Origin of the sequence: Clostridium sp. UBA3061 (genome assembly GCF_002367465.1) — a bacterium.
Lineage (GTDB): Bacteria > Bacillota > Clostridia > Clostridiales > Clostridiaceae > Clostridium_J > Clostridium_J sulfidigenes.
The window spans coordinates 18,581-38,756 of the sequence record NZ_DFCF01000019.1 but is presented as its reverse complement, the minus strand read 5'-3'; the positions used below and the strand labels follow the sequence as shown (position 1 = coordinate 38,756).

19 protein-coding genes are annotated in these 20,176 nt (G+C 28.9%); 12 read left to right on the top strand and 7 right to left on the bottom strand.

Features of this window, described 5'->3' with window-relative positions:
* Positions 1–609: 609 nt before the first annotated feature.
* The 7 genes from gyrA to dnaA all read right to left on the bottom strand — a co-directional run bounded on the left by gyrA (position 610) and on the right by dnaA (position 9,586).
* Positions 610–3,171 (bottom strand): DNA gyrase subunit A, encoded by a 2,562-nt coding sequence (gyrA, locus tag B2P65_RS15885; RefSeq protein ID WP_346849157.1) that lies wholly within the window; start codon positions 3,169–3,171, stop codon positions 610–612.
* A gap of 30 nt (positions 3,172–3,201) precedes the next feature.
* Positions 3,202–5,109 carry a DNA topoisomerase (ATP-hydrolyzing) subunit B gene (gene gyrB / locus B2P65_RS15880; protein WP_346879035.1) on the bottom strand — a complete coding sequence of 636 codons (1,908 nt, stop codon included), beginning with the start codon at positions 5,107–5,109 and terminating at the stop codon, positions 3,202–3,204.
* Between the two features lie 20 nt (positions 5,110–5,129).
* On the bottom strand, positions 5,130–5,393 hold the full coding sequence (remB, locus tag B2P65_RS15875; protein ID WP_035135503.1) for an extracellular matrix regulator RemB: 264 nt from the start codon (positions 5,391–5,393) through the stop codon (positions 5,130–5,132).
* A gap of 19 nt (positions 5,394–5,412) precedes the next feature.
* The gene (gene recF, locus B2P65_RS15870) at positions 5,413–6,507 is read right to left on the bottom strand and encodes a DNA replication/repair protein RecF (RefSeq protein ID WP_346849159.1); all 1,095 of its coding nucleotides are present in this window, start codon (positions 6,505–6,507) and stop codon (positions 5,413–5,415) included.
* 137 nt (positions 6,508–6,644) lie between these two features.
* Complete coding sequence (gene yaaA / locus B2P65_RS15865; protein WP_346849160.1) at positions 6,645–6,851, bottom strand: S4 domain-containing protein YaaA; 207 nt, start codon at positions 6,849–6,851, stop codon at positions 6,645–6,647.
* A 14-nt stretch (positions 6,852–6,865) separates the two neighbouring features.
* Complete coding sequence (gene dnaN / locus B2P65_RS15860; RefSeq protein WP_346849161.1) at positions 6,866–7,972, bottom strand: DNA polymerase III subunit beta; 1,107 nt, start codon at positions 7,970–7,972, stop codon at positions 6,866–6,868.
* A gap of 261 nt (positions 7,973–8,233) precedes the next feature.
* Positions 8,234–9,586, bottom strand: a complete 1,353-nt coding sequence (gene dnaA / locus B2P65_RS15855; protein WP_346849162.1) for a chromosomal replication initiator protein DnaA — start codon at positions 9,584–9,586, stop codon at positions 8,234–8,236.
* A gap of 577 nt (positions 9,587–10,163) precedes the next feature.
* Between dnaA and rpmH the strand changes: the two genes are divergently transcribed.
* The 12 genes from rpmH (at position 10,164) to B2P65_RS15795 (ending at position 19,941) form a co-directional block, all read left to right on the top strand.
* The gene (gene rpmH / locus B2P65_RS15850; protein ID WP_035135513.1) at positions 10,164–10,298 is read left to right on the top strand and encodes a 50S ribosomal protein L34; all 135 of its coding nucleotides are present in this window, start codon (positions 10,164–10,166) and stop codon (positions 10,296–10,298) included.
* A gap of 53 nt (positions 10,299–10,351) precedes the next feature.
* Complete coding sequence (rnpA, locus tag B2P65_RS15845; protein ID WP_035135514.1) at positions 10,352–10,711, top strand: ribonuclease P protein component; 360 nt, start codon at positions 10,352–10,354, stop codon at positions 10,709–10,711.
* Complete coding sequence (gene yidD, locus B2P65_RS15840; RefSeq protein ID WP_414632258.1) at positions 10,680–10,892, top strand: membrane protein insertion efficiency factor YidD; 213 nt, start codon at positions 10,680–10,682, stop codon at positions 10,890–10,892. Before rnpA ends, yidD begins: the two co-directional genes overlap by 32 nt.
* A gap of 21 nt (positions 10,893–10,913) precedes the next feature.
* A complete protein-coding gene (gene yidC / locus B2P65_RS15835; protein ID WP_035135516.1) occupies positions 10,914–11,573 on the top strand; it encodes a membrane protein insertase YidC in 660 nt (219 codons plus the stop codon).
* Between the two features lie 38 nt (positions 11,574–11,611).
* Entirely contained in the window at positions 11,612–12,238 is a 627-nt protein-coding gene (jag, locus tag B2P65_RS15830) for an RNA-binding cell elongation regulator Jag/EloR (RefSeq protein ID WP_346849163.1), read from the top strand.
* A gap of 99 nt (positions 12,239–12,337) precedes the next feature.
* Positions 12,338–13,714 carry a tRNA uridine-5-carboxymethylaminomethyl(34) synthesis GTPase MnmE gene (gene mnmE / locus B2P65_RS15825; RefSeq protein ID WP_346880497.1) on the top strand — a complete coding sequence of 459 codons (1,377 nt, stop codon included), beginning with the start codon at positions 12,338–12,340 and terminating at the stop codon, positions 13,712–13,714.
* A 10-nt stretch (positions 13,715–13,724) separates the two neighbouring features.
* Entirely contained in the window at positions 13,725–15,614 is a 1,890-nt protein-coding gene (mnmG, locus tag B2P65_RS15820; RefSeq protein WP_346880496.1) for a tRNA uridine-5-carboxymethylaminomethyl(34) synthesis enzyme MnmG, read from the top strand.
* A gap of 148 nt (positions 15,615–15,762) precedes the next feature.
* A complete protein-coding gene (rsmG, locus tag B2P65_RS15815) occupies positions 15,763–16,482 on the top strand; it encodes a 16S rRNA (guanine(527)-N(7))-methyltransferase RsmG (RefSeq protein ID WP_346880495.1) in 720 nt (239 codons plus the stop codon).
* 104 nt (positions 16,483–16,586) lie between these two features.
* Entirely contained in the window at positions 16,587–17,366 is a 780-nt protein-coding gene (locus B2P65_RS15810; protein ID WP_035135525.1) for a ParB/RepB/Spo0J family partition protein, read from the top strand.
* 394 nt (positions 17,367–17,760) lie between these two features.
* Positions 17,761–18,531: a ParA family protein gene (locus B2P65_RS15805; protein WP_035135527.1), complete on the top strand. Its 771-nt coding sequence runs from the start codon at positions 17,761–17,763 to the stop codon at positions 18,529–18,531.
* A gap of 1 nt (position 18,532) precedes the next feature.
* Positions 18,533–19,396 (top strand): ParB/RepB/Spo0J family partition protein, encoded by an 864-nt coding sequence (locus B2P65_RS15800; protein WP_035135528.1) that lies wholly within the window; start codon positions 18,533–18,535, stop codon positions 19,394–19,396.
* Between the two features lie 38 nt (positions 19,397–19,434).
* Positions 19,435–19,941: a DUF4446 family protein gene (locus tag B2P65_RS15795; RefSeq protein WP_035135530.1), complete on the top strand. Its 507-nt coding sequence runs from the start codon at positions 19,435–19,437 to the stop codon at positions 19,939–19,941.
* Positions 19,942–20,176 lie beyond the last annotated feature (235 nt).

The following is a 20,176-nucleotide window of genomic DNA, read 5'->3' as shown; positions in this document are numbered from 1 at the left end:
GCACGCCGCCAGCGTTCGTCCTGAGCCAGGATCAATCTCTCAATTTAAAAAGTTCGAGCTCTGCCCTTTTTTCGCTGACTTGTTAAGTCATTTATTTGATAGATTTCTCTATCGGAATTAACTGGTTTTACCTTTTTCTCTGTTTAATTTTCAAAGACCATTTAATTTATCGCTTACTATTAACGACTTTCTTAGTTTACTACATAAACTTTATATTGTCAACAACTTTTCAAAAACTTTTAATTTTGATTTGATGTTTAACTGTCATTGTATCGCTCAGCGACAAAACATATCTTATCATGATTATTTAGTAAATTATTTATAATTAAATATCATTAATTAAATTTATAACTATTTTTCTTTAAAATTCATTATTTTCCTTAACTATTCATATATTGATACACTTGGATATGTGTTTGTATCATTTGAATAGATAATAATATCCATATGATATCTTACCTATATTTAAATTAACAATATATATGAATTACATATTGCAAAACAAAATAAAAGTTGCAAAACAAAATAAAAGAAAAGAAAAGGACTTTCTTAAAATAGATAATTCCATTTTAAGAAAATCCTTTTCTATTTGATAATAAATTAATCAATTTACTCTAAAGTCTTATCATTACTTTCTTCAAGTTCATCACTCTCTTCTAAGTCATCACTTTCATCTAAGTTTTCTGATAAGTTATTTTCATTGTCTACAATTCCATCTATAGACATTTGTTTATCCTCATTCTTTTCTTCTTCACTATTATAGTTAATTTTTGCAACAGCTACTATATTTACATCTTCTCCGGTTTTCATAAGAGTAACTCCCATAGCATTTCTACTAGTTGTAGATATATCACTAACGTTAATTCTTATTATTATACCATTACTGTTAATTAACATAATTTCATCTACATCTCTAACTACCCTAGCACTAACCACGTTACCTGTCTTTTCTGATATCTTATAAGTCTTGATTCCTTTTCCACCTCTTCTTTGAAGTGTGTAGTTTTCTATAGCTGTTCGTTTACCAAATCCTTTTTCACTAATTACAAGAAGTTCTTCGTCTGGTTTTGCTATTATCATTGATACAGCTATATCATCATCTCTTAATGTTATAGCCTTAACCCCTGTAGTAGTTCTTCCCATGTTTCTAACTTCTTTTTCACTAAATCTTATAGAGTATCCATACTTAGTGACAAATAATACTTCATCATCACCTTTAGTTATTCTAACTCCAACAATTTCGTCATCTTCTTTTAAGTTAATAGCATTAAGTCCATTCTTCCTAATGTTTTCAAACTTATCTAATGATGTCTTCTTAACCATTCCTGATTTAGTACCCATTAAGAGATAATTATCACTATCAAAGGTTCTTATAGACATAACTGCTTGTATATTTTCATCTGGATCTAGTGGTAGCATATTAACAATATTAGTTCCCTTAGCAGTTCTGCCACCTTCTGGGATTTCATATCCCTTTAATTTATATACCTTTCCTTTGTTTGTAAAGAATAGTATATTATTTAAAGTTGGTGTTATTAAAATATGCTCTACAAAATCATCTTCCTTAGTAGTAACCCCTTGAATACCTCTTCCACCTCTTTTTTGAGCATTATAGGTATCAGCTGGTAGACGCTTGATATATCCTCCATGGGTTAATGTTATTACTATATCATCATCATCAATTAAATCTTCATCCTCAAAGCTATAAGGATTTTTTTCTATAAGAGTTCTTCTATCATCGCCATACTTTGTCTTTATTTCAACTAATTCATCTTTTATGATGTTAAGTAGAATCTCTTCACTATTAAGTATTGATTGTAGATAAGCTATTGTTTTCATTAATTCATTATACTCATCTTCAATCTTATCTCTCTCCAGACCTGTTAATCTTTGCAATTTTAAATCTAAAATAGCTTGTGCTTGCTTTTCTGAAAGATTAAACTTCTCAATTAATCCATCTTTAGCTTCTTGTGTTGTTTTAGATGCTCTAATTAGAGATATAACTGCATCAATATTATCAAGTGCAATTTTTAATCCTTCAAGTATATGGGCTCTCGCATTAGCTTTATCTAAATCAAAGATAGTCCTTCTTTTTACTACATCCTTTTGATGATTCAAGTAATGAGTTAAAATTTGTTTTAAATTAAGTACTTTAGGTTCATTATTAACCAATGCAATCATGATAACTCCAAAAGTATCTTGCATTTTTGTATGCTTATAAAGTCTATTTAAAACAACATTTGCATTTGCATCTCTTTTTAATTCTATAACAATTCTCATACCATCTCTATCTGATTCATCTCTTAAATCAGATATACCATCTATTTTCTTTTCCTTAACTAGATTTGCTATAGATTCTATAAGGTTTGCTTTGTTAACCATATATGGTATCTCTGAAACTATTATTCTATTTCTACCATTATGTTCTTCTATTTCAGCTTTTGATCTAACTAGAATCCTTCCTCTACCAGTTTCATAAGCACTTCTAATACCACTTCTACCTAAAATTATTCCACCTGTTGGGAAGTCTGGTCCTTTAATCTCAGTCATGAAATCCTCAGTTATAGCTTCTGGATTATCTATAAGCATGATTACAGCATTTATGACTTCTGTAAGATTGTGTGGTGGTATGTTAGTTGCCATACCAACTGCTATCCCTGAAGATCCATTTACTAGTAGCGTTGGAAATCTTGCTGGTAAAACTACAGGTTCTCTTTCTTCACCATCAAAGTTTGGAGTAAAATCTACAGTTTCTTTGTTAATATCTCGAAGCATTTGACTAGTAATCTTACTCATCTTAGCTTCTGTATATCTCATAGCTGCAGCTCCATCCCCATCAACGGATCCAAAGTTTCCATGACCATCTACTAGCATATATCTTATTGAAAAATCCTGTGCCATTCTAACTAGTGCATCATATACTGAACTGTCACCATGTGGGTGATATTTACCTAGTACATCTCCAACTATCCTGGCGCATTTTCTATAACCTTTTTCGTAAGTTATCCCTAACTCATGCATAGAGTATAAAATTCTTCTATGAACTGGTTTCAATCCATCCCTAACATCCGGTAACGCTCTTCCAACAATAACACTCATAGCGTAGTCTATATAGGATTTTTTCATTTCTTGTTTTATATCTATTGGTATTATTTTATCCATAGTGTCCATATTTACACCTACCTTCACTATAGCATAAAGCTATATATCTAAGTTGCTAACTTTTTTAGCATTCTCTTGTATAAATTCTCTACGTGGCTCTACCTTGTCACCCATTAAAATAGTAAATATCTCATCTGCTGCCATTGCATCTTCAACAGTTACTTGTAATAGAGTTCTAGTTGCTGGATCCATTGTAGTACTCCATAATTGCTCTGGGTTCATTTCTCCAAGACCTTTATATCTTTGAATATCTGTATTGTTATCTTTTCCACCTAATTCTTCAATTACTATATCTAATTCACTATCACTATATGTGTATTTTTCAAATTTTCCTTTTTTAACTTTATAAAGAGGTGGCTGAGCAATAAACACATGACCATCATCTATTAACTCTCTCATGTATCTATAATAGAATGTAAGTAGAAGAGTTCTTATATGAGCTCCATCTACATCAGCATCTGTCATTATTATTATTTTATTATATCTAATCTTAGATACATCAAAATCCTTACCAACTCCAGCTCCAAAAGCTGTTATCATAGATCTTATAGAATCTGATGCTAATATTTTATCAAGTCTTTGCTTTTCTATATTCATTATTTTTCCTCTAAGGGGAAGTATGGCTTGGAATCGCCTATCTCTTCCTTGCTTAGCAGAACCACCCGCAGAATCTCCCTCAACTATATAAATTTCACATTCAGATGGATCTTTAGAAGAACAATCAGCAAGTTTCCCTGGCAAAGTTGTACTCTCAAGCACTGATTTTCTTCTAGTAAGTTCACGTGCCTTTTTAGCTGCTTCCCTAGCTCTAGCTGCATTTAAGCCCTTCTCTATAATACTTTTACCTACAGTAGGATTTTCCTCTAAAAATGAACTTACAATATCTCCTACTATTGATTCTACTATTCCTCTTACTTCACTATTACCAAGCTTAGTCTTAGTTTGACCTTCAAACTGAGGATCTGTAAGCTTAACAGATATAACTGCAGTTAACCCTTCTCTAACATCTTCTCCACTTAGATTTTTATCATTTTCTTTTAAAAATCCAAATTTTTTAGCATAATCATTAAGAACTCTAGTTAATGCTGTCTTAAAACCTACTAAGTGAGTTCCGCCTTCAACTGTATCTATATTATTTGCAAAGGAAAATAAATTCTCGTTATACGTGTCATTGTACTGAAATGCTAATTCTACTGAAGTTGTATTTTTTATTCCTTCTATATAGACTGGTTCATTATGAATTTTCCCTTTATTTCTATTTAAGTATTCTACAAAGGATTTTATCCCACCTTCATAATGAAACTTATTTTCTTTCTCATATCTCTCATCTGTAATTTTGATATTTATCCCTTTATTAAGAAATGCTAACTCTCTTAATCTTTGAGATAGCGTATCATATTCAAATTCAATACTTTCAAATATTTCTTCATCCGGCATAAAGTGAATTATTGTTCCATGATCATCAGTATTTCCGATTTTATCAAAAGGTGTAACAGTTTTACCTCTTGAAAAACTTTGATACCATATATGCCCATCTCTTTTTACTGTAACTTCACAAAGCTCTGATAGTGCATTAACAACAGAAGCTCCAACCCCATGAAGTCCTCCTGATACCTTGTATCCTCCGCCACCAAACTTTCCACCAGCGTGAAGTACTGTCATTATAACTTCAATCGTAGGTATATGCATTTTAGGGTGTATGCCTACTGGCATTCCTCTTCCATCATCTATTACTGTAACTGAGTTATCTTTATGAATAATAACTTGTATACTTTCACAAAAGCCCGCTAATGCTTCATCTATACTATTATCAACAATCTCATAAACTAAATGGTGTAGGCCTCTGATACTAGTACTTCCAATATACATACCAGGCCTTTTTCTAACTGCCTCAAGTCCTTCAAGGACTTGTATCTGATTTTCATCATATTTTTCATTATTAACCATAGCTATCCTCCTAACTTAACCTAAAGTTCACAGTATGACATATTAGTCCTTTTACACAAAGTAGATGATGATATAGGTGACAAATAAATCTTACTCTTCTTGTTTACTTCAGCTATAATAAATGATTTAGGTTTATCACTAGTTATACGTTCTACAAACCCATCTTCTTCTGCTAACCTTATGAACTGGCTAGTGTCTGGACTATACATAGTAGATTCTATGTCAAAAATACCTATTATATCTTTAATTGGCACAACTATACTTTCGCCTAAGTGTAAAAACATAGTATTCCCCCTAACTCCATCACATTATTTCTTGTACGCTTCCTTTTTCAACATTGAATATTTTCATGTTATTACCTTTTAAATATTTTTTTATCCCTGTAATTCCTGTACATGTTATTAAGGTTTGAATTCCATTTATAGATCTCAATATATATTCTTGCCTTTTTGTATCTAATTCAGACAATACGTCATCAAGTAATAACAATGGATATTCTCCTATTAATTCTTTTATTATTCGCAATGATGCAAATTTTATCGTCAAAACAGAAGTTCTTTGCTGACCTTGCGATCCAAATATCTTTACATCTATATCATTTATAAATATAGAAAAATCATCTCTATGTGGTCCTACAGATGTAATTTTTTTCTCTAGGTCTTTTTTTCTATTACTTTTAAGTAGGTTATATAACTCTTCTTGCAGATTATCAATACCCTTAAGCTGCATTATATAATTAAATTTAATAAACTCACTTCCCTGAGTTATATCGTTGTGAATTTTTTTAGAGAATTCATTTAATTTTTCTATATACTTAATTCTTTGAGCTATTATGTAACTCCCAAATTCAGCTAATCTAATATCATATATATCTATCATATCTATGTCAGCGCTAAATTTCTTTAATATAATGTTTCTTTCATTTAAAACTTTTTTATACGAAGATAGATAATGGTAGTATTTTTTGTCCAGTTTGCAAAGTTCAATATCTAAAAATCGCCTTCTAAATGATGGCGAATTCTTAACAATATCTAAATCTTCTGGTGAAAATATAACTACATTAACAACACCTACCATATCTTGTAGCTTAGTTATCTTTATTGAGTTTATATTTATAGCTTTTTTCCCATCTTTAAAAAGTTTTATATTTATTTTTTTATCTAAACGTTCTTTTACCACATAAGCACTAATATACGCCTCGTTACTGTCCCAATATATAAGCTCTTTATCTTTATTAGTTCTATGTGATTTTCCAACACTCGAATAGTATAGCGACTCAAGTATATTAGTTTTTCCTTGAGCATTATCACCTTGAAAAACATTAGTTCCATCACATAATTCTAAGGCCACATTTTTATAATTTCTAAAATTTATTAAATTCAAATATCTAACATACATAAAAACACCCACCTAAAATTATATCATAATATACATTCTAAGTGTGAAAATTACTGTAAAAATATAAATATAGCTGAATCTCTTAATTATAATAACTATAAAACTCAAAAGGCTGAAATACTTATCAGCCTAACGTTTTATATAATAATATATTCTTCTTCTTGAAATTCTATTTTATCACCTATATATAGCTTTCTTCCTCTTCTTACTTCCACTTCACCATTAACCTTAACATCTTCATTTTGTATATAAAATTTAGCTTCCGACCCTAAGGTAGTAGCTCCAGTAAACTTCAAAAATGAGTCTAGCTTTATAAATTCTGTATCTATTTTTATTTCTACCATATATTTCTCACATCCTAATTATTATTAGCAACTCTTACTGGAAGTAATAAATAAACACTGTTATCACTATCTTGATTTCTTATTACACAAGGAGAAACCGTAGATGTAAATTCCATGGTTATATTTTCCTCTTCCATTGTTTTAAACACATCAATTAAATATTTAGAATTAAATGCAATTTTTATTCCCTCTCCTTGCAATATTATTTGAACTTCTTCTCTAGCCTTTCCCAATTGAGAATTCGATGTTACAACTAGGGTATCATCAGAAATATCAAATTTTACAAGATTAGTGTTTCCATCCTTCGCCATAAGTGAAGCTCTTTCTATACAACCTAAAATTTCATTTCTGTTAACCGTAACTTTTAAATTATGCTCCTTAGGAATGATAGATTCATATTTAATAAAATCTCCCTCTAATAATCTAGAGATGACTTTAGTATTTCCAAAATTAAATAATATGTGATTCTTTGTAAATGTAATTTGCACAACATCATCAGTATCTTTAAGAATTTTAGAAACTTCATTAAGTGTTTTTCCTGGTATTACTGATTCCTTATTAGATTTACAATCCATGGATTCACTCTTTAAGGCTACTCTAAATCCATCTAGTGCAACCATATTTAGTTTATTTTCTTTAACTTGAAGTAATACCCCTGTCAATATAGGTCTTGTATCATCTTGAGCAATAGCAAAAATGGTTGATTTTATCATATTTTTTAAAGTTTTTTGAGATACAGATAGCACCACATCTTCTTCTATGCTCGGTAACGTTGGATATTCTTTTGGATTTAGGTATACTAATTGAACATTAGATTTTTGGCACTTTAGTTCTACCTCATTACTATTGATTTCAGTTATTTCAACTATATCGTTAGGTAGTTTCCTTATAATTTCGCCAAATATTTTAGAGTCAAGAACCACTTCGCCTTCTTCTATAATATTGGCTGGTATTTTTGTTTCTATGCTAACTTCTATATCAGATCCAATTAACGTTAATAATCCATCTTTTGCATATATATATATACCTTGAAGTATAGGCAATGTTGATTTACCTGTAATAGCTTTTTGAACATCTGAAATTGCTTCTTGTAATAAGCTTTTTTCTATTAAGAATTTCATAAAAAATCCTCCTCCTTATACACATATAAAATTACTATAAATAGCTTAGATAATTAAATAATATTTAGTAGTAGTAGTAGTAGGGGCTGTTGATTTGTTGATAAGTACTTCCAGGCCAATGATATCAACAATTTCTGTGTAAAATAAATTGTGGATAAACTAATTTTGAAATTCAGTAGTTATCCACAGTATTAAGAATATATTTTTTTTGAAAAGTAATCCACAATAAATCTTTTAATAATTAATAACAAATGTTATTAATTACTTTTGATTAATTCTTTTACTTAATTCAGCTATAGCTGATTGAAGGCTTTCATCTTTCTTTAGATTCTGAGAAATTTTTTCATATGCATGAATTACTGTAGTATGATCTCTACCGCCAAATTCTTCACCTATCTTGGGAAGAGAAGTATCTGTAAGCTTTCTTGAAAGGTACATAGCAATTTGTCTTGGAAAAGAAACATTTCTAGTTCTTCTTGCAGATTTGAAGTCATCTACCTTTAAGTTATAGTAACTAGAAACTATATCTTGAATTAATTCAATAGTAACTTGCCTTGAATTCCTGTTTGATATTATATCTTTTAGAGCTTCAGATGCTAAATCTACACTTATATCTTTATTTGTTAAAGAAGAATAGGCAACTATTCTTATAAGAGCACCCTCTAGTTCTCTTATGTTAGATTTAATTTGTGTAGCTATATATACCATAACTTCATTAGGAATATTTAAATTTTCTACATCAGCCTTCTTTTTTAGGATAGCAATTCTTGTTTCAAAGTCAGGTGGTTGTATATCAGCTATAAGTCCCCATTCAAATCTAGATCTTAACCTGTCTTCTAATGTAGGAATTTCCTTGGGAGGTCTATCGCTTGATAGGATTATTTGTTTATTAGCATCATGCAGAGCATTAAAGGTATGAAAGAACTCTTCTTGAGTAGATTCCTTACCGGCTATAAATTGAATATCGTCAATAAGAAGTACATCTACATTTCTGTATTTATTCCTAAATTCAACATTTTTATCATCTTTAATAGAATTAATAAGCTCATTTGTAAATTTTTCTGATGAAACATAAACTACTTTAGACTTTGAATTAACTGTCTGTATGTAACTCCCAATAGCATGCATTAAGTGTGTTTTTCCAAGTCCAACGCCTCCATAAATAAATAGCGGGTTATAAGCCTTAGCTGGAGACTCTGCTACAGCTAAAGAAGCTGCATGAGCAAATCTATTACTATTTCCTATGACGAAAGAATCAAAGGTATATTTAGGATTTAGGATTGCTGACATTTCATCATTTACAATTAAATTATGTTTGTTATTTGTATGCTTAGAGGTTGATGTATCTAAATCAGAAGCTTCCTCAGAGCTTATAACAAAGTTTATTGAATATGATTTATTGCATGCTGCTTGAATAGAATTTTTTATTAGGTCTTTATATCTATTCTCTAGGATATCCTTAGTGAAGTCATTACGAACACCAAGAGTTATAGTTGAATCAGTCATTTTTAGTGGGTCAATACTTTTTATCCAAGTATTAAAACTTACTTCGGTGAGTTCAGCTTTAAGTATTTCTAAGGCTTTTTCCCAAATTTCATTTACATAGGTGTTCATTTTATATCCTCCTCTTAAAATAGTTATATCTATAGTTAATAATAGAAAAGAGATAAAAATCCACAAGAGTATCAACAGAATAATAGATACATATAAAGTTGTTTACCATTGTTAAAATTTTTATTCACATGTTTATAATTTGTGTTTTAATAAATAGTAAATTATACTTACTAACAATATATAATTATAAGTTATACACAGGCAAAAGTGGTGAAAAACATTAAGATTTCATGTAAAAACACAAAAAAAAGAGAAAAAATAAGAGTTATTCACAGAATAATCAACAGATTGTGTATAACTTGTTCGAAAAATAACTTATCAACATCCATACATAATGATATCAAAAGATTGCATGGTATTCAATAAGTTATCCACAAAAAAAATAGTTTTGTGGAATTTTTATTAACAAGGGTGTTTAAAAACACAAAAAAATGACATATTAATAATGTTAGAAAATGTTATAAATAGTTATCTTGACATAAGAGTTACTTACATTTATAATCTAATAGTGAAACTTATAAAGTAGTGATAATTTAATTGCTATAAATGACATATAAGATGAAGGGGGTGCAAGCACATGTTCATGACTTACCAACCTAAAAAAAGACACAGAAAGAAAGAGCATGGATTCAGAAAAAGAATGAGTACTGCTTCTGGAAGAACTGTTCTTAAGAGAAGAAGACAAAAAGGAAGAAAAAAATTGACAGCATAAGGGCCGCTAATGTGGCCTTTTTCTGTAATTAAGAAAGAGAGCAACATAGAACTATGAAAGAAGAAAGGCTAAGAAAAAACCCTGAGTTTAGATTAGTATATAGAAGAGGGAAATCTTTATCTACATCTTTATTAGTGTTATACGTATTCAAAAACAATAAAGGAATTAATAGGGTAGGAATATCTGTAAGTAAAAAAGTAGGAAAGAGTGTAGTTCGTAGCAGAGTAAAGAGGCTTATAAGTGAAAGTGTTAGATTAAATAAACAAGGATTAAAGCAGGGGTATGATCTAGTCTTTGTTGCAAGAAGTGCTTCAAAGGATAAGAGTTATAAAGAAATTGAAAACTCGGTTAAATATTTATTTAAGAAATCAGGGCTTAATAATGTTGAAAAAAATATTACTATTAGTAATTAAATGTTATAGAAAATATATATCTCCTATGAAAGCGCCATGTTGCATATTTGAACCAAGCTGTTCCATATATGCAATTCAAGCTATCGAAAAATATGGCGCAATCAAAGGAGGTTTTATGGCTATTAAGAGAATTTTACGGTGTCATCCTTACCATAAGGGAGGATATGACCCTGTTAAATAGAAAGTATTAGGAGGGGTTAATTTGAATTACTTATCTGGTATATTTGTAGAAGTATTTAAATCGGTTCATAATTTTGTCCAGTTAATTACAACAAATCCAGACATATCATTCGGTATTGCAATAATAATATTTACATTGCTTGCAAGAATATGTTTATTACCATTATCGCTAAAGCAAACTAAATCTACGGCTAAAATGAGTGCAATTCAGCCTGAAATTAAAAAGGTTCAAGAAAAGTATAAAAACGATCCTCAAAGACAGCAGACTGAAATAATGAAAGTATATAAAGAAAATAATGTGTCCATGTTTGGTGGATGTTTACCAATGCTTATTCAGTTTCCAATTATGATAGCATTGTTTTATGTATTTAAATCAATAGATTATCAAGGAGCTGGATTTTTATGGATGCCAGATTTAGCACAAAAAGATCCAACAATGATATTACCAATAGTTTCAGGTTTAACAACATATTTTTCTAGTAAGGCTATGCAACCTGCTACTGGAGATGCAGCTAAACAAACTAATATGATGAATATTGGTATGTCAATTTTCTTTGGATTTATGTCATTACAATTTCCAGGAGCATTAGTACTTTACTGGACAGTAGGAAACTTAATCCAAATGGCACAATCTTTAATATTAAATAAAATTTATAAAAAGCCTAGTACTAAATCGGCATAATAAAATCATTTTATTATTGGAAGGGCGGTATCTAAAGCATGAAAAGTATTGAAATAATTGGTAGGACTGCTGAAGAAGCTATACAGAATGCCTTAAGAGAATTAAATGTTACAGAAGAAAAAGTTACCATAGAAGTATTAGAAGAAGGTAGTAAAGGATTTTTAAATATAATAGGGGTTAAGCCAGCAAAAGTTAAGGTGACACTAAAGAGAGATTATATAGGTGATGCTAAAAATTTCTTAAGAGAGATTCTTAATGCTATGAATGTAAAAGCTGAGATTCATATAAAAGAAGAAAATAATGAAATAAATATTAATTTAGTAGGGCCTAATATGGGGGTATTAATAGGGTATAGAGGAGAAACTTTAGACTCTCTTCAATACTTACTGAGCTTAGTGGTTAATAAGAATCATGATGAAACATACAAGAGAGTAATTCTTGATACTGTTAATTATAGACAAAACAGACAGGAAACACTTAAAAAATTGGCACTTAAAATGGGAGATAAGGTAAGAATTAATGGAAAGACTTTAAAATTAGAACCTATGAACCCATATGAAAGAAGAGTTATTCATTCAACTTTGCAAAACAATGCATATGTAACTACCCATAGTGAGGGTGAAGAGCCTTATAGAAGAGTAGTTATTGAATTAAAGAAAGCCTAGAGGCTTTCTTTTTATATTTTCAAGTAGTGTGATACAATAGTGATTTGTGGGTACAATTTATATTAAGTTATGTTGTAATATAAAAAAGGAGGGACTAACATGAAGGATTTTGATACAATAGGTGCTATATCAACAAGTATAGGAGAAGGTGGCATTGCCATTGTAAGAATTTCTGGAGATAAGGCTAAAGATGTTGTTGAGAAAATATTTCAAGCTAAAAATGGTCAATCAATTAAAGATATGAAAAGTTATACCATGAAATATGGGTATATAATAGATGAAAATAATAATCACATTGATGAGGTTATAGTTTCTTTTATGAAGGGACCTAGAAGTTTTACAGCAGAGGATACTATAGAAATAAATTGTCATGGTGGGGTAGTTGCTACAAACAAGGTTTTAGAACAGGTTATAAAGCAAGGGGTTAGGATTGCTGAACCAGGAGAATTTACTAAAAGAGCTTTTTTAAATGGGAGAATAGATTTATCGCAGGCTGAAGCTGTGATTGATATAATTAATGCTAAAACTGATTTAAGTATGAAGTCAGCATTAATGCAAAGTGAAGGATTAATTTCCAAGGAAATTCGGGTATTAAGAGAAAAGTTATTATCAACAATTGCACATATAGAGGCTACTGTAGATTACCCAGAAGATGATTTAGAAGAAGTAACATCTGAAATGGCTATAAGGGATTTAGATATAATAAAAAAAGAAATAAAAGAGTTTATAGAAACTGCTGAAGAAGGAAAAATATTAAGAGAAGGATTAAGTACCGTAATTGTAGGTAAGCCTAATGTAGGAAAATCATCGCTTTTAAATGCATTAACTAAAGAAAATAGAGCTATAGTTACAGATATACCTGGCACTACAAGAGATGTTATAGAGGAATATATAAATATTTCTGGAATTCCAATAAAGATTATTGATACTGCAGGAATAAGAGAAACAGATGATGTAGTAGAGAAAATAGGTGTAGAAAGATCAAGAGCTAAAATTAATGATGCGGATTTAATTATTCTTATATTAGATTCTAGCAATGAGTTAACTGAGGAAGATAAGGAAATTATTAATCATATAAGTAATAAAAAATATATGATATTATTAAACAAGAGTGATTTAAATAGCAAAATTACTCAGAAGGATTTAGAAAATATTAATTGTACCAATATATATAGTATTTCAGCTAAAACAGGTGAAGGTATAGATGAGGTTAGGACAGCTATTAAAGATATGTTCTTCAAAGGAGAGATTAGTACTAACAATGTTATAATAACTAATACAAGGCATAAAGAAGCTCTTTTAAGAGCTTATGAATGCATTGAGAGTGCTATAAATACTTTAAATTATACTTTTGCTATTGACCTTGCATCTATTGATATTAGAAATGCTTGGACATTTTTAGGTGAGATTACAGGAGATTCATTAGAAGAAAATATTATAGATAAAATATTTAAAGATTTTTGTCTAGGTAAATAGAGGTGAAATAATGAAATACTTAGCAGGAGATTATGATGTAGTTGTAGTAGGAGCTGGTCATGCTGGTTGTGAGGCTGCTTTAGCTACGGCTAGAATGGGATTAAAAACTTTAATGTGTACACTTAATCTTGATAGTTTAGCGCTTATGCCATGTAACCCTAATATTGGGGGTACCGCAAAGGGTCATTTAGTTAGAGAGGTTGATGCATTAGGTGGAGAGATGGGAAGAAATATAGATGATACTTACATTCAGTCTAGAATGCTTAACATATCTAAAGGTCCAGCAGTTCATTCACTTAGAGCTCAAGCAGATAAAAAGAGATACTCTGAAAGAATGAAACATGTGATAGAGACAGAGCCTAATTTAGATTTAAAACAACTTGAGGTTGTAAGTATTGATGCACCAAACAACGTAGTTAAAGGTATTCTAACTAAGTATGGAGCTTACTTTAATTGTAAATCAGTTATTTTAACAAGCGGTACTTATTTGAAATCACAGGTAATAATAGGTGAAGTAGTGGTAAATGAAGGACCTAGTGGATTATTTCCGGCTAATGAGTTATCTAAATCATTAATAGATTTAGGGATTACATTAAGAAGGTTTAAGACAGGAACACCAGCAAGAATTAATGCTAGATCAGTAGATTTTTCTAAAATGGAAGAGCAAAAGGGTGATAAAGATGTAGTTCCATTTTCATTTATGAGTGGAGATATACAAAGATCACAGATATCTTGTTATCTAACTTATACCAATAGTAAAACCCATGATGTAATATTAAAAAATATAGATAGATCACCACTTTATAATGGATCGATAAAAAGTACAGGACCAAGATATTGTCCATCCATTGAAGATAAAGTAATGAGATTTAGAGATAAAGAAAGACATCAATTGTTTATAGAACCAGAAGGAGAAAGTACTGAAGAAATGTATGTTCAAGGAATGAGTAGTTCTCTTCCAGAGGATGTACAATTAGAGTTTTTAAGAACAATAGAAGGACTTGAAAATGTAGAGGTAATGAGAACTGGGTATGCAATAGAATATGATTGCATAGATCCTACACAATTAAAATTATCATTAGAGTTTAAGCATATAGATGGATTATTTTCAGCAGGACAGGTAAATGGAAGTTCTGGTTATGAAGAAGCAGCAGGACAAGGAATTCTTGCAGGAATAAATGCATCTCTTAAAATTAAAGGAAAGGAGCCTTTAATTTTAAAAAGATCTGATGCTTATATAGGAGTTTTAGTAGATGATTTAGTTACAAAAGGAACCAATGAACCTTATAGAATGATGACTTCAAGGTCTGAATATAGACTTTTACTAAGACAAGATAATGCTGATTTAAGGTTAACGGAAATTGGTTATCAAGTTGGATTAGTTAAAGATGAAAGATATAAGGCGTTCATTAAGAAAAAAGAGGATATAGATGCAGAAATAGAAAGATTGAAAAATCTTCAAATAACAGGTAAAAAAGAAGTAAATGAATTTTTATTTAAAATGGGTTCTGCAGAACTAAAAAAACCCACTTCATTATATGAATTAATTAAACGTTCAGAATTAGACTATTACAATATTAAGGGTCTAGATCCGGAAAGAAAAGAACTTAGTAGACAAGTTACGGAGCAAGTTAATATAGTATCTAAGTATGAAGGCTATATAACAAAGCAATTAGAACAAATTAGTCAATTTACTAAATATGAAAATAAATTTATACCAGAAGATTTAGACTATAATGAAGTTAAAGGATTAAGGACAGAGGCTATTCAAAAATTAGATTCAATAAAACCTGTAAATATAGGTCAAGCATCTAGAATTTCTGGAGTATCTCCAGCAGATATAAATGTTCTATTAATATTTCTTGAGCAAAGAAGAAGAAGCTTAAAAATAAACAATTAATATATAATATTTAAGAATTAAAAAAATAAGTATTTATTAATACCTACTAATTATTTAGGTTTATAATTAGTAGGTATTAGTTTAAAATAGAAATATATACATAAAATTTTATTAAAACATATAAAACTTAATTATACGGAGGATTAAAATGGAGTATTTTGATATGTTGAAAGAAGCTTGTGAGAATGAAGGATTAATCTTTGATGAAACAATGTATAATAACTTTATTCAATATAAGGCATTAATTAAAGAGTGGAATGAAAAAATTAATTTAACAGCAATAACAGAAGATGAGAAAATTATAAAAAAGCACTTCATTGATTCTATTAAAGTATTTGAATATCCATATGTAAAAGAAGCTACGAAAATTATAGATATAGGAACAGGAGGAGGGTTTCCAGGGATTCCTATGAAAATAGTAAAGCCCGAGTCTTCTATGGTACTTTTAGATTCTTTAAATAAAAGAATAAATTTTTTAAATGAAGTTATTGATAAATTAGAGTTAAAAGATATTAAAACAATTCATGGTAGAGCAGAGGACTTTGCACAAAAGGCAGAATACAGAGAAGAATTCGATTTAGCTGTATCTAGAGCTGTTGCAAATTTAACGGTTTTATTAGAGCTATGTTTACCTTTCGTAAAGGTTGGTGGATATTTTGTAGCATTAAAAGGACCGGCTATAGAAGATGAAATAAAAGATTCTAAAGTAGCACTTAAAGTATTAGGTGGTCATATTCAAGAAATAATAGAGGTTAATATTGCAGGTAGTGATCTTAAACATAATTTGTTAGTTATAAAAAAGATTAAAGATACACCAAAAAAGTATCCAAGAAAAGCTGGAACAGCAAATAAAAATCCTATAAAATAAATTTCTAGAAATATTTATATTAATTGTTAAATATAAAGAGGAATTTTGAGATTAATATAGAATTTTAATTAAAGATAAGGAATTTCATAAAAGGATGGTATAAAATGGAAAATACTATTAATTATATAGCGGTTGATTCAATAAGTCCTAACCTTTATCAGCCAAGAAAAGTATTTGATGAAGAGTCAATACAAGAGCTTGCACAATCAATAAAGGTTTATGGGATAATTCAACCTTTATCAGTTAGGAAAATAGATGAGAATAATTATGAGCTAATCGCAGGAGAAAGAAGATTAAGAGCAGCTAAAGAAGCTGGATTATCAAAAGTCCCAGCTATAATAGCTAATATTAATGATAAGGATTCTGCTGCAATTGCATTATTAGAAAATTTGCAAAGAGAAGATTTAAATTTCTATGAAGAAGCGTTAGCATATCATAATTTAATTAAAGTACATTCTTACACTCAGGAGCAATTATCTGAGGTTATAGGTAAGAAGCAATCTACAATAGCAAATAAGCTTAGAATTTTAAAGTTAGATGAAAAAATAATTAGTACAATAATCGACAATAAATTGACAGAGAGACATGCTAGAGCATTATTAAAAATACCAACTGATGAGTTACGTAATGAAGTATTAGAAATTGTAATAAAAAATGGGCTAAATGTTAAAAAAACAGAAGAACTTATAGATAGGGAATTACTTAAATTAGCTCATACTGAAGTTGCATCAGATGGTAAAAAGAGAATAAAAGGATCATTTAGTCCAGCTATATATATTAACACTGTAAAGCAAGTTTTTGATAAATATGGGGTGGAAGCTAAATATAGATCCAAGGAATTAGATGATAGTATACAAGTTACTATAACAATAAAAAAGAAATAATATTTTTATAATACTTTTATAAAAGACTACAAAATGTTTCACGTGAAACATTTTGTAGTCTTTTATTGAACAATTAATTTTATATAATTAAAGTTAGTTTGAATAAATGAAATTTCAACAAATTTATGAATTGAAGTACTTATATGAAAAATGTACAATAAATTTATACAATAGCATTATCAATAGTATCTAAAATAGTAAATTAATCTAAATATGTTGATAAAAAAATAAATACTTATTAATTTATGTAATAATTACTTTAAATAAAACCTGTATCAATATATAATATAAATACATAGGTAAAATAAATTTATAATGATTAAAATTATTAGTAATATAGTTTCTAATATATAGTAATTTAAAACAAAACCTACGATAGATAAGGGGGGAGAATATGAAGGTAATATGTATTTTCAATCAAAAAGGGGGAGTTGGAAAAACAACTACTAATATAAATTTATGCTCATATTTAGCAATGAATGGATATAAAGTTCTGTCTATAGACATAGATCCTCAAGGAAATACAACTAGCGGTATAGGATTAGATAAAAGAAAAATACATTGTTCTATGTATGATGTTTTAACAAGTAATGTTTCATTGAAAGAAATTATCAAAAAAAGTGAAATAGTAGATAACTTCTATATTGCACCTTCAACTATGACTCTAGCAGCAGCTGAAGTTGAAGTTATAAGTCAGGATCAAAGAGAAAAAGTTTTAAAAAATAAAATTGATGAAATAAAAGATGACTATGACTATATATTTATAGATTGTCCACCATCGTTAGGTGTATTAACTATTAATGCATTAACAGCATCTGACTCAGTTTTGATACCAATCCAATGTGAGTTTTATGCTCTTGAAGGTGTAGGACAATTGATGAGTACTATACAATTGATTAAGAGATATTTAAATACTGGTCTTGAAATTGAAGGTGTAATCATGAGTATGTATGATAGTAGAACTAGATTATGTAATGAAGTAGTTGAAGAAATTAAAAAGTACTTTAATGATAAGGTATATGATACTTTCATACCAAGAAATGTTAAATTAGCAGAGTCACCTAGTTTTGGACTTCCTATCATGCTATATGATGATAAATGTAAGGGATCAGAAGCATTTGAAGCTTTAACGGAGGAGTTTATTAGTAGACAAGGAGGAAAATAGCATGAAGAAAACAGGAGTTTTAGGAAAAGGATTATCTTCATTAATTCCTGAAAATGACTTTCAGGACAGTAATAATGAACAGGTTATAAGTATAGATATAAATTTAATTAAGCCTAATAAGGATCAGCCGAGAAAGCATTTTGATAATGAAAAGTTAATAGAATTAGCGAATTCTATTAAGGAACATGGTATAATACAACCTATTGTTGTAAGAAAAGAAAATCAGTTTTATGTAATAATTGCAGGTGAACGTAGATGGAGAGCAGCAAAATTATTAAATTTAAAAGAAGTACCAATAATTATTAAGGAATTGTCTGATGTAGAGGTTGTACAAATTTCTTTAATAGAAAATATAATTAGAGAAGATTTAAATCCTATAGAGGAAGCTGCAGCATATAATAAGTTATTGAATGATTTTAATTTGACGCAAGAAGAAATAAGTAAACAGGTTTCAAAATCTAGAAGTGCTATTGCTAATTCATTAAGATTACTAAATCTTGATGAAAGAATACAGGGGTATTTAATTGAAGGTGTTTTATCAGAAGGACATGGGAGAGCAATATTAGCATTAGAAAATAAAGAAGATCAATATGTAGTTGCTCAGAAAGTTATTGATGAAAACCTAAATGTTAGACAAACTGAATTACTAGTTAGAAATTATTATAAAGATGATAATAACAAGTATAAAAAAATAAATAATAAATCAGAAAATGATATATATTACAAAGACATAAGAACAAAATTAGAAAATCACTTTAATACAAAAGTATGTATAAGTAATAATTCTAAAAATAAAGGAAAAATAGAAATAGAATATTATTCTCCAGAAGATTTACAAAGAATAATAGAAATTTTAGATATATAATGTTTCACGTGAAACATTTTTAGAGAGGATGAATGCTTTTGGAACAAATTATAGAATTTCTCAATGAATATAATGTATTTATAACTATAGGATTAATAATATTAGTATTCATATTAATCATTATTTTGATAATATCACTAGTCTCAACAAGTAAGATGAAAGATAAATATAGAAAAATTATGAAGGGGACTAATAATAAAAATTTAGAAGAATTATTAGTAAGCTCATTAGATAAAATTGACAATATGGAAGAAATAACAAATGAAGTTAAGGATATGTGTAATAAAACATCTAACAAAGTTTCATCTTGTGTTCAAAAGGTTGCAATGCAAAGATATAAAGCTTTTGAGGATATTGGAAGTGATTTAAGCTACTCCATTGCTCTGTTAGATGGAAGAAATAATGGTGTAATAATAACTAGTATTTATTCAAGAAATGAGAGTATTACATATGCAAAACCTATTGATGATGGGATATCTAGATATGATTTATCACAAGAAGAAAATAATGTTCTTCATCAAGCTGTCAATACTAACAAGGAATAGATTTAACAAAATAGATGAGTTATAGTAGTATAGCTCATCTATTTTATTAGATTTATATTTAGTATTTATCTATATAAGTATAAGTATTGGATAGTGTGGTAATTGGATATAAAAATATAGTAACAAGATTATAACTTATGTATTTTAACTTGATATAAAGTAATGCAAATGAACAATTTATTTTAGGTAGAACAGTTAATTAAATCAAAGTGGATAATCAAGTTTAGCATAAAAT